We start from the raw sequence: 10,173 nt of genomic DNA on the forward strand, positions 1-10,173 counted from the left end.
ATTAACTAAAAATCAGATGAAAAGGCAATCTATTAAGCGGCTCAGAAAAAATGCTGGATGGGATGATTCTATTTTAACCACTATCTTATCTCAAAATTTTTCATGAGGTGACCCTGAATTATAAGGAATAGAATATTGTGCATAACTCCAAAACTGCTGGCCGAAGGCTTATTTTTAACTTTTATAACTTATTGATTAATTTATCAAATAATAAAATTAACTTAGGTATAAGCTGTGGACAACTTTGTGAATCAACAGTGTAAAAAAAAGTCGTGATTTAGATTTTGTACTCCTATAGCCCTCGTGCAAGCCTTAAGGACTAGCTTGCTGCTTGCTTAATGAGTCCAATTGAAGGTGAATAATAAGCCGTTATTGGTCACATTAGGTGCCAGCTGGCCTTGGTAACTTAAGTCCACTGCTAATTCATGAACGCCCGTGTTTTTTAACTCTAAACCAGCAGTCAAGATAGCACTATCTTTCGCAATGGGGGTACCACTGATGTTAAAGTTGGCGCTGGACGCAAAAGCAAAAACAGCTTTCGGAATACAGGAATTAAAAGCATGTTGCCATCCTAACATTGCTTTGCTGCCCAAACTTAAGTGTTCAGACTGCCAGAGCTTATGGGTACTTCGCAAACCTAAGGTGCTAAGTGGAAGCCATAGCTGCTCACTAAAACCATGTAAAGCGGTGAGTCCGCTTTGCTCTACAAAAGAACGGGTGGCAGCATTTACTACAGCAAATTGAGCCAAGGGCTCGATAGCTATTCCTTTAAAAGAGTTTTTATGGCTTAGCTCGGTGAAAAACTGATCGGATGAAGCTTTGTAATGGCTATTTAAATAGTTGAGTACTTCCCCTACTTCTGCAACGCGTTGTACTTGGGGAGAATACCAGTAATGCCCGTAGCCTCCGCGCATGGACCAAGCACCCATTTGGTATTCGGAATACACAGCAAGAGCAGATTGGCTAAGATTGGCTAGAGAACCTCGCTCCGGAACTTTATTTTGGCTAGCGCCATGACCAAAAACCGCCCCAAACTTCAGCTGTTCACTTAAGCGTTGGTCTACCCCTAGAAAAAATCCTGAAGCCGTGCCATTTAATTGCGCAGCATTATTATCTGTATCGCGTTTAACTTGAGAATTAAAGGTTCTTAACCACAGGGCATGATCGTTATTAGCCTGCGATGGCTGCGCCAATTCTTGCCAAATCGCCTCCCGTAAATAACGGCTTTCTTCAGCTATGCTGCCAAGAATCGAGGCATGAATTTCTCCAGACAAAAGATCAAAGGCTTTTTGCGCTTTTTCGGCGGTATTTAAATTGACCGCAGCGATATATAAGGGATCCGTTGGCGGCAGTGTTTCGAGGGCATCAGCGGTTGCAATTTGGTTCGCGGTAGTAGCCAATGCAGAGAATGCTATCGGCTTATATACGTTTAAATAAACCTGTTTAGGATCATAACTTAAATAAAAATAAAGAAAGGGTAAATGCGGAGCATCTAAAGCAGCATAAGTGCCTAACACCCCTCCTAAAGCCTCCAATATTAGAAATTTAGAGTCTGCCTTATAAACTGTCCTAGGTTCACCCAAACGGACAGTCCCTCCGTTGAGCTTTGCTGTGCCCTGTATGTGAATAAAATCCGAATGTTGTTTATTGTCAACTTGCATCTCATAAACAGAGCCTGCCTGCTGTACGTAATTCCCTTTAACCCTTAGCATACCCACAGGATCCCCGGGACCAATGGTGCCATAAATAACCAAATCATTAACGCTACCCCGACCCCGGATGAAGGCTGATTTTTTTACATTGATGAGGCCGCCCATGCTGCCATTCATCAATAAAGCACCTTTTTCTACATTAAAAACACCTTGGTAGGCTGAGCTATTACCGCTTAAACTAAACTCGCCGGCCTTACTTTTTTCAATCAGGGCCTGCGTATTGCCCTGAAAACTGCCAGCATAACTGCCCGCAGTATTTTGTTCTAAAATTAAACTGGTATTGCTCACATCAATTGCGCCACCGCTGCCACTAAGCTTGCTCATGCTCAAACTCGTGCCATTAAGATCCAGCATCCCTCCATTAATAGTATATTGGGAATGGTTTACTAAACCACCGGAGGCACAGTTCCCTCTTGTAAGAACGTACCACCCGTATAACTATTGAGTACATTATCAAGGCTCAGCACACCGGCACCTTTTTTAGTTAAAGAACCAGTGCCACTAACTTTTCCTTGCAACCCCAGGCTGGTTAAGGGATCCATGCTAAAATTGCCGCCAGCGGCACCCAACTGCGTTGGATTGTCTACCGGTATAAGTACTGGCGCCAGTCATCACCACTGTGCCGCTCCCGTATTTTACCAATGCCCCGGCTCCAGTTAAGCTTCCACTGTAATTTCCATTAAAGTTCTGATTAAAAATGAGAGCGGTATTGCTGGTACTTGTGGTGACGCTGTGGTTATTTAAGGAGCTCGTGGTCCCTTGAATCCCCCCTTGATTAATCGTAGTCTGTCCAGTATAGCTTTGAATGCCGGTTAAGGTTATCGTACCATTACCTTCTTTAATAACATTTCCTGCACCGCTAATGACACCCGTGTAAGTCCCATCGGTATTTTGGGCAAAGGTTAAGAAAGCCCCACTATTGACGCTCACATCCCCCGGTAAGGTGGAGCTCATCGCCTGCACCGTGCCGCCTAGAACGAGCGTACCTCCCGTATAATTATTCGCAGCATTACCTAAAATTAAGGTTCCTAAACCCTCTTTACGTAATTGTCCCACCCCAGTCAGTGAGCCATTATAAGTTAGGGTTGTCCCGGTATCAGTAAAGAAACTGCCGCCAGCCGCTTTGAGGTTAGCACTACGGGCTAAGCATAAAGCGCTATTACCTATTTCTGTTATTTAAAATAGGATTGGAGTCGTCTTTTTATTAATAATTCAGATCTAATATACAACATTTATAAAAAAATTATATAGTTAGAGGGTTTGGGGAAAAAAAGGGTTAAGCGAAAGAGGGGAAGTAGGAGGCAAAATAGAGATTTTAACAACCCTATCTTGCCGATGTAAGCTTATTTAACGTTTTTTCTTACTTTCTGGATCGCTCTAATCTGTGCTACTGCTCGCGCTAATTCAATAGCAGCAACGGAATAATCCATATCAGCACCTTTGTTAGCCATCGCAGCTTCCGCACTTGCTTTAGCAGCAAGGGCAGCCGCTTCATCGAGGTGCTCAGCACGCTCAGCTACGTCAGAAAGAACGGTAATGCAGTGGGGTTGGACTTCAAGCATGCCACCTTGAACATAATAGATTTCTTGCTCGCCACCCGGTAAAGTAAGACGTATTTCACCCGGTTTTAATAGAGTAAGCAAGGGAGCATGCCCTGGAGTAATTCCAACCTCGCCAAGTTCCCCGGTGGCCACAACCATTTCAACCAGGCCGGAGAAAATTTGACGTTCTGCACTAACTATATCTAAGTGCGTTGTTATAGTCATATCAGCTTGCCTCATAAGGTTTTCGCTTTAGCAACAGCTTCCTCTATACTACCTACCATGTAGAATGCCTGCTCTGGTAAGTCATCGTATTCGCCAGCAAGAATGCCTTGGAACCCTTTAATAGTATCTTTAAGGGATACGTATTTGCCTGGTGAACCAGTAAACACTTCAGCCACGAAGAAGGGTTGCGATAAAAAGCGTTGGATCTTACGTGCTCTAGTTACCACTCGCTTGTCTTCTTCCGACAATTCATCCATACCGAGAATCGCAATAATATCTTTTAATTCTTTGTAACGCTGTAAAGTTTGTTGAACTCGACGAGCGGTATCATAATGCTCTTGACCAACAATTAAAGGATCTAATTGACGGGAAGTAGAGTCTAGTGGATCTACTGCTGGGTAAATACCTAATTCAGCAATTTGTCGTGACAATACAACAGTTGCGTCTAAGTGAGCAAAAGTAGTAGCAGGAGAGGGGTCAGTTAAGTCGTCTGCAGGTACATATACTGCTTGAATTGACGTAATAGAACCCGTTTTAGTAGAAGTGATACGCTCTTGGAGCATACCCATTTCTTCTGCTAAAGTTGGTTGATAACCTACGGCAGAAGGCATACGGCCTAGTAGTGCCGATACTTCCACCCCGGCCAGGGTATAACGATAAATATTATCGATGAATAATAATACGTCACGACCTTCATCACGGAATTTTTCCGCCATAGTCAAACCGGTTAGAGCAACACGTAAACGGTTTCCTGGTGGCTCATTCATCTGACCGTATACTAAGGATACTTTATCCAATACATTAGAATCTTTCATTTCATGGTAGAAGTCATTACCTTCACGGGTACGCTCACCCACACCAGCAAATACAGAATAACCGCTATGCTCAATAGCAATGTTACGGATTAATTCCATCATATTGACCGTTTTACCCACACCGGCGCCACCGAATAAACCTACTTTTCCGCCCTTTGCGAATGGACAAAGCAAATCAATTACTTTAATACCGGTTTCTAATAATTCTTGGCTACCTGCTTGATCTTCATAGCTTGGTGCTTTGCGATGAATAGCCCAATGCTCTTCTGCATCAACGGGGCCAGCATCGTCTACTGGACGGCCTAAAACATCCATAATCCGACCTAAAGTCTTTTTGCCAACGGGTACTTGAATGGGGTTCCCAGTATTTAGGGCTTTTAAACCACGCTTAAGTCCTTCCGTAGTTCCCATTGCAATAGTACGAACAACGCCATCACCTAATTGTTGCTGTACTTCGAATACTAGATCACCATCAACTAGATTTAAGGCATCATTTACCTTGGGAACGCTATCTCGAGGAAACTCAACGTCTACCACGGGACCAATTACTTCTACTACTGTTCCTATGCTCATTTATATAACCCTCTTATAAAGCGGCTGCGCCACCAACAATTTCTGCTAACTCTTGAGTAATAGCAGCTTGTCGTGCTTTGTTATAAGCCAATTGAAATTCTTTGATTAATTCGCCCGCATTTTCAGTTGCGTTTTTCATGGCAATCATTTTAGCAGCTTGTTCGCAAGCGATATTTTCTACAACACCTTGATAAACCTGGATCTCAATATAACGCTCTAAAAGTTCATCTAATAACTCTTTAGCGTCAGGCTCATAGATGTAATCCCAATGATGCCCCATAGCCTTGCTATCGTCTTCAGACTTAGGTAAAGGTAATAATTGCTTTACCATCGGCTTTTGCGTCATAGTATTAACAAATTCATTGTAAACAATATGAACTGCATCTAAAGCACCACTGTAATAAGCATCAATCATTACCTTCACTACCCCAATAAGATCATTGAGGGTGGGAGTATCACCAAGATGCTCGACAGAACCTAAAACATGGCCACCAACCCGCTTGAAGAATGCTTGTCCTTTACGGCCAACCACAGCAATATCAACTTCTTTACCTTGCTCTTTCCAGCCACGGATAGTGCGAATTGTCTCGCGTAATAAATTGGCATTTAAGCCACCGCATAAACCTCGGTCAGAAGTCACTACGATAATGCCTATGCGTTTGAGTTCACGCTCACTCATAAACGGATGTCTGTACTCAGAGTTCGCACGAGCAACGTGTTTGACTACCTCGTAAATTCTAGTGGCATAGGGTTTGGATGCACGCATTCTTTCTTGCGTTTTACGCATTTTACTTGCCGCTACCATTTCCATCGCACGCGTAATTTTTCGAGTTTTATTAATACTCGAAATTTTCGTACGAATTTCTTTTGCTCCAGCCATATCTTACTTCGCCTTTACTTTAATTGATTAAGGTCAGAGCTAAGCTGACCTTATAAATTACCAACTAGCAGTACGTTTGAACTCATCAACTGCTTTTTTCAGTTGGGCTTCAATATCATTATCGTAGGCACCAGCCTCATTAATTTTGGCTAATAAAGCAGCATGTGAGCTACGCATGTAATCATGAAGCGATGCTTCAAAAGAACTAACTTCATTTACAGGGATATCGTCTAAGTAGCCTTTTTCAACTACAAATAAGCTGATACCCATTTCTGCAACTGAGAATGGAGCGTATTGTTTTTGTTTCATCAGCTCAGTGATTCTTTGACCACGCTCTAACTGTTTACGGGTCGCATCATCAAGGTCAGAAGCAAATTGAGAAAATGCCTCTAGCTCTCTGAACTGTGCTAAAGCAAGACGAGTACCGCCACCTAGCTTCTTCATGATCTTAGTTTGAGCCGCTCCACCCACACGTGATACAGATAAACCGGAGTTAATCGCAGGACGGACGCCTGAGTTAAATAAGTCAACGTCAAGGAAGATCTGACCATCAGTAATCGAAATAACGTTGGTCGGAACGAAGGCTGATACGTCCCCTGCTTGTGTTTCAATAATCGGCAATGCAGTTAATGATCCCGTTTTACCTTTCACTTCACCTTTGGTTAATTTTTCTACTTCATCCGCATTAATACGCGCAGCACGCTCAAGTAGACGCGAGTGTAAATAGAAAATATCCCCTGGATAAGCTTCACGACCTGGTGGTCGGCGTAAAAGTAAAGAAATTTGACGGTAGGCCCAAGCTTGCTTAGTTAAATCGTCATAAACAATCAGGGCATCTTCACCACGTTCCATGAAGTACTCACCCATTGAACATCCAGAATAAGGAGCAATGAATTGTAACGCGGCTGAGTCAGCAGCACCTGCCACCACCACGATAGTGTGTTCTAAAGCACCATGCTCTTCTAATTTGCGCACAATGGCAGCAACAGAGGATGCTTTTTGGCCGATAGCTACATAAATACATTTAACACCAGTACCTTTTTGGTTAATAATGGCATCAATCGCAATTGCTGATTTTCCAGTTTGACGGTCACCGATGATAAGCTCACGCTGACCACGACCAACAGGAATCATCGCATCAATGGCTTTTAATCCAGTTTGGACGGGTTGGTCTACTGATTTACGTGCAATAACTCCAGGAGCAACTTTCTCAATTGGCGACATCATTGTGGCATTGATGGGGCCTTTGCCATCAATTGGATTACCAAGGGCATCCACTACACGGCCTAATAAGGCAGGTCCAACTGGCACTTCAAGAATACGGCCAGTACACTTACCTTTCTGTCCTTCAGCTAGGGTTGATGAATCACCTAGGATTACCGCACCCACAGAATCTCTTTCTAAGTTAAGTGCTAAACCGTAAACGCCACCTGGGAACTCAATCATTTCTCCAGCCATTGCGTCTGCAAGGCCATGCATGCGAACAATACCGTCTTTTAAACTAACAACAGTACCTTCATTACGTGCTTCAGAAACAACACTGAATTGATCTATTTTCTTTCTGATTAATTCGCTGATTTCAGAAGGATTTAACGCGACTTGTTCTGACATGAAAACTATCCTCTAAATTAAGCGGCTAAGTCGGTACTAAGCTTATTAAGCTTACCCCGCACTGAACCATCGATCACTAAATCACCTGCTCGAACTACTGCTCCGCCAAGCAAGGATGGGTCAATACTTATCTTTAACGATACATTACGTTGTAAACGCTTACTTAATGCATCCATTAAGTGTTGCTGTTGAACTGAAGAAAGCTCAGAATAACTAATTACATCAACGCCTAAGGTTTTTTCTTGCTCTGCCCGATGAACCTCATACAGCGCCTTAATTTCAGGTAGCAACATCAATCTTTTATTTGTAGCCAATAAGTGAATTAAATTACTTAATGCCTTATCTTCTTTAACAGAGCATACCGCATTGAGAAGCTCTATTTGTTGCTCAATAGTTGATGCAGGATTAGCAATAAATTCAGAGGCCTGAGAATCTAAAACTGCTTGAGCAAGTACAAACAAGTAATCAGACCATTGAGCAAGCTTTTTTTCAGCTAAGGCATGTTCAAAAATAGCTTTGGCGTAAGGTCTGGCTATGGTAGTACTATCAGACATATTAAATCTCTTCTATTAGGTTATCTAACAGGGCGCTATTCGCTTTAGCATCGACTTCCCGCTGTAAAATTCGCTCAGCACCAGTAACTGCCAACTTAGCAACTTGCTTACGCAATTCTTCTTTAGCATGATTTACCTGCTGCGTTAATTGCTCTTGAGCAATTTTCGCTTGAATTTGCGCTTCACGTCTTGCCGCATCTTTTGCTTCTTCAATAATTTGAGCAGCACGTTTGTTTGCTTTTTCAATAATATCTACTGAAGTGGCTTTAGCTTGCTTTAATTCGTCTTTAACACGATGTTGAGCGAGCTCAAGCTCTTTATGCCCACGCTCAGCAGCAGCTAAGCCATCAGCAATTTTTTCCTGACGCTCTTCTAAAGCTTTCGCTAAAGGAGGCCAAACTAATTTCATAGTAAACAATACAAATGCGGCAAAAACGAGCATTTGCACTACTAATGTTAAATTAATATCCAAAGTAATATCTCCTGCAACAATTAGGGCGCAATGGCGCCCTACTCATCTGTTATCAAGAACCCAAATTGCTTAAGAATGGATTAGCAAAGGTAAAGAATAATGCGATACCAACACCAATCATAGTTACCGCGTCTAATAAGCCTGCAACGATAAACATTTTTACTTGTAACATAGGAACCATTTCAGGTTGACGAGCCGAACCTTCAAGGAATTTACCGCCAAGTAAACCGAAGCCTATTGCGGTACCCAGAGCACCTAGACCTATTAATAACGCAACCGCAATAACGGTCATACCTTGAACTTGTGCTATTAACTCAGCAGCTTGCATATTTTATCCCCTTTACAATGGATGATGATGAAAAAATTAAAATTAATGTTCTTCGTGAGCTAGACTTAAATAAACAATAGTCAGCACCATGAAAATAAATGCTTGCAAAGTAATTACTAATATATGGAAGATGGACCACGCCAACGCCAATAAAAATTGAGCGGAGCCTAAGGTCATCGTACTAATCAGTGACGACGATGCTGCATTTAAGGTTAACAAGGCTATCAAAATAAAGATTAATTCGCCAGCATATAAATTCCCAAATAAACGAAGTGCTAGAGAAATTGGTTTGGCAATTAACCCAACTAATTCAAGCAATAAGTTAAAAGGAATAAATAATGGGTGATTAAAAGGCTGTAAAGTCAGCTCTTTAATAAAGCCTTTAGCACCTTTGATTTTAATGCTATAGAACAATATTAATAAAAATACCGATAACGATAGCGCAAAGGTTAAATTCAAATCATTAGTAGGAACTACTTTTAAATAATGAACACCGCCTAATTGAGCGATATCGGGTAAAATATCTACCGGCACGATATCCATAAAATTCATGAGGAATACCCACATAAATATGGTTAGCGCCAAAGGCCCAATTAAATTGTTTTTACCATGAAAGCAATCTTTTACCTGATTATCTGCAAACTGCAGCATTAATTCAGCAAAATTTTGCAGCTTTCCAGGAACCCCGGTAGTTACTTTCCGCGCGCCAAAATACATGAGCGCTAAGACGATAATCCCTGAAACTATCGAGAAAAATAGAGTGTCTAGGTTTAAAGTCCAAAAACCTCCGCTAGAACCTAATTTCATTTCACTAACGTTATAAGTTAAATACGTTAGGTGATGCTTGATATAATTTGTACTAGATACCATTTCAGTCACTTTTTGGCCTATTTTCGTTTATTGACAATTATCCATGGAGCTAACCAATGCGTCATGAGTACTAATACATATGAGGCAAAGAACGCCAGGGGTGTAATCTTACAAAAAATAAATACTAGAGTGAAAAGGATTATTGATAAAATTATTTTTAGTGCTTCGCCTTTATAGAAATTGTTGACAATTTGTTTAGCAGCTCGAGCACCTTGATACTTAAATAATTTTCTGGCAAATAAAGCATTAGGAATGATACACACCAGTCCACCTAATAAGGCTGAGTAAGCAGAATTTATATTAAATTTTACTGCGCAAATAGCAGTTAGCAGTAAGACCAAACCCAGCTGGACCAGCCAAAAGCGTATTATACTGTGCTTATTTAGCCGTTTGTTCACATATTCACCTAAATTTCATCGCGCGAAGTATAAAACAAACAACGTCAATAATCAACGCATCTTTCTTTTAAAGACAGGGCCACCTCATGAAAAAAATCTAGCTTAAATCGGTAAATAATGAGAGGCTAGCTTCATTTAAATGGATATAGGAATGAAGCTGGAAGAAGGATTTTTAGATTTTTTTATTTCACTTG

The 10,173-nt window shown here is 41.4% G+C and carries 12 protein-coding genes; all 12 read right to left on the reverse strand.

Going from position 1 to position 10,173, the window contains the following annotated elements; translation table 11 throughout:
- Nucleotides 1-335 precede the first annotated feature (335 nt).
- The 12 genes from ELY15_RS10620 to ELY15_RS10675 all read right to left on the reverse strand — a co-directional run bounded on the left by ELY15_RS10620 (nucleotide 336) and on the right by ELY15_RS10675 (nucleotide 9,979).
- On the reverse strand, nucleotides 336-2,036 hold the full coding sequence (locus ELY15_RS10620; protein ID WP_158617452.1) for an autotransporter domain-containing protein: 1,701 nt from the start codon (nucleotides 2,034-2,036) through the stop codon (nucleotides 336-338).
- Nucleotides 2,037-2,098: 62 nt separating this feature from the next.
- Entirely contained in the window at nucleotides 2,099-2,254 is a 156-nt protein-coding gene (locus ELY15_RS10625; protein ID WP_127099809.1) for an autotransporter-associated beta strand repeat-containing protein, read from the reverse strand.
- A 1-nt stretch (nucleotide 2,255) separates the two neighbouring features.
- The gene (locus tag ELY15_RS10630) at nucleotides 2,256-2,768 is read right to left on the reverse strand and encodes an autotransporter-associated beta strand repeat-containing protein (protein WP_127099811.1); all 513 of its coding nucleotides are present in this window, start codon (nucleotides 2,766-2,768) and stop codon (nucleotides 2,256-2,258) included.
- Between the two features lie 287 nt (nucleotides 2,769-3,055).
- On the reverse strand, nucleotides 3,056-3,478 hold the full coding sequence (locus ELY15_RS10635; RefSeq protein WP_127099813.1) for a F0F1 ATP synthase subunit epsilon: 423 nt from the start codon (nucleotides 3,476-3,478) through the stop codon (nucleotides 3,056-3,058).
- A gap of 11 nt (nucleotides 3,479-3,489) precedes the next feature.
- Nucleotides 3,490-4,866 carry a F0F1 ATP synthase subunit beta gene (atpD, locus tag ELY15_RS10640; RefSeq protein WP_127099815.1) on the reverse strand — a complete coding sequence of 459 codons (1,377 nt, stop codon included), beginning with the start codon at nucleotides 4,864-4,866 and terminating at the stop codon, nucleotides 3,490-3,492.
- A 13-nt stretch (nucleotides 4,867-4,879) separates the two neighbouring features.
- Complete coding sequence (gene atpG, locus ELY15_RS10645; RefSeq protein ID WP_127099817.1) at nucleotides 4,880-5,746, reverse strand: F0F1 ATP synthase subunit gamma; 867 nt, start codon at nucleotides 5,744-5,746, stop codon at nucleotides 4,880-4,882.
- A 57-nt stretch (nucleotides 5,747-5,803) separates the two neighbouring features.
- Nucleotides 5,804-7,357: a F0F1 ATP synthase subunit alpha gene (atpA, locus tag ELY15_RS10650; RefSeq protein ID WP_127099819.1), complete on the reverse strand. Its 1,554-nt coding sequence runs from the start codon at nucleotides 7,355-7,357 to the stop codon at nucleotides 5,804-5,806.
- Nucleotides 7,358-7,374: 17 nt separating this feature from the next.
- Nucleotides 7,375-7,911: a F0F1 ATP synthase subunit delta gene (locus tag ELY15_RS10655; RefSeq protein ID WP_127099821.1), complete on the reverse strand. Its 537-nt coding sequence runs from the start codon at nucleotides 7,909-7,911 to the stop codon at nucleotides 7,375-7,377.
- 1 nt (nucleotide 7,912) lies between these two features.
- Nucleotides 7,913-8,383 carry a F0F1 ATP synthase subunit B gene (locus ELY15_RS10660; protein ID WP_127099823.1) on the reverse strand — a complete coding sequence of 157 codons (471 nt, stop codon included), beginning with the start codon at nucleotides 8,381-8,383 and terminating at the stop codon, nucleotides 7,913-7,915.
- A gap of 52 nt (nucleotides 8,384-8,435) precedes the next feature.
- Nucleotides 8,436-8,711 (reverse strand): F0F1 ATP synthase subunit C, encoded by a 276-nt coding sequence (gene atpE, locus ELY15_RS10665; RefSeq protein ID WP_127099825.1) that lies wholly within the window; start codon nucleotides 8,709-8,711, stop codon nucleotides 8,436-8,438.
- A 42-nt stretch (nucleotides 8,712-8,753) separates the two neighbouring features.
- On the reverse strand, nucleotides 8,754-9,581 hold the full coding sequence (atpB, locus tag ELY15_RS10670) for a F0F1 ATP synthase subunit A (protein ID WP_127099827.1): 828 nt from the start codon (nucleotides 9,579-9,581) through the stop codon (nucleotides 8,754-8,756).
- A gap of 17 nt (nucleotides 9,582-9,598) precedes the next feature.
- On the reverse strand, nucleotides 9,599-9,979 hold the full coding sequence (locus ELY15_RS10675; RefSeq protein ID WP_233586656.1) for an ATP synthase subunit I: 381 nt from the start codon (nucleotides 9,977-9,979) through the stop codon (nucleotides 9,599-9,601).
- Nucleotides 9,980-10,173: the final 194 nt, after the last annotated feature.

Origin of the sequence: Legionella sp. km772 (assembly GCF_003989735.1) — a bacterium.
Taxonomy (GTDB): Bacteria; Pseudomonadota; Gammaproteobacteria; order Legionellales; family Legionellaceae; genus Legionella.

Coding starts and splice junctions, on each gene's coding strand:
- ELY15_RS10620 (WP_158617452.1), bottom strand. CDS start 2,036: ATGAGCAAGCTTAGTGGCAGCGGTGGCGCAATTGATGTGAGCAATACC.
- ELY15_RS10625 (WP_127099809.1), bottom strand. CDS start 2,254: ATGGATCCCTTAACCAGCCTGGGGTTGCAAGGAAAAGTTAGTGGCACT.
- ELY15_RS10635 (WP_127099813.1), bottom strand. CDS start 3,478: ATGACTATAACAACGCACTTAGATATAGTTAGTGCAGAACGTCAAATT.
- atpD (WP_127099815.1), bottom strand. CDS start 4,866: ATGAGCATAGGAACAGTAGTAGAAGTAATTGGTCCCGTGGTAGACGTT.
- atpG (WP_127099817.1), bottom strand. CDS start 5,746: ATGGCTGGAGCAAAAGAAATTCGTACGAAAATTTCGAGTATTAATAAA.
- atpA (WP_127099819.1), bottom strand. CDS start 7,357: ATGTCAGAACAAGTCGCGTTAAATCCTTCTGAAATCAGCGAATTAATC.
- ELY15_RS10655 (WP_127099821.1), bottom strand. CDS start 7,911: ATGTCTGATAGTACTACCATAGCCAGACCTTACGCCAAAGCTATTTTT.
- atpE (WP_127099825.1), bottom strand. CDS start 8,711: ATGCAAGCTGCTGAGTTAATAGCACAAGTTCAAGGTATGACCGTTATT.
- atpB (WP_127099827.1), bottom strand. CDS start 9,581: ATGGTATCTAGTACAAATTATATCAAGCATCACCTAACGTATTTAACT.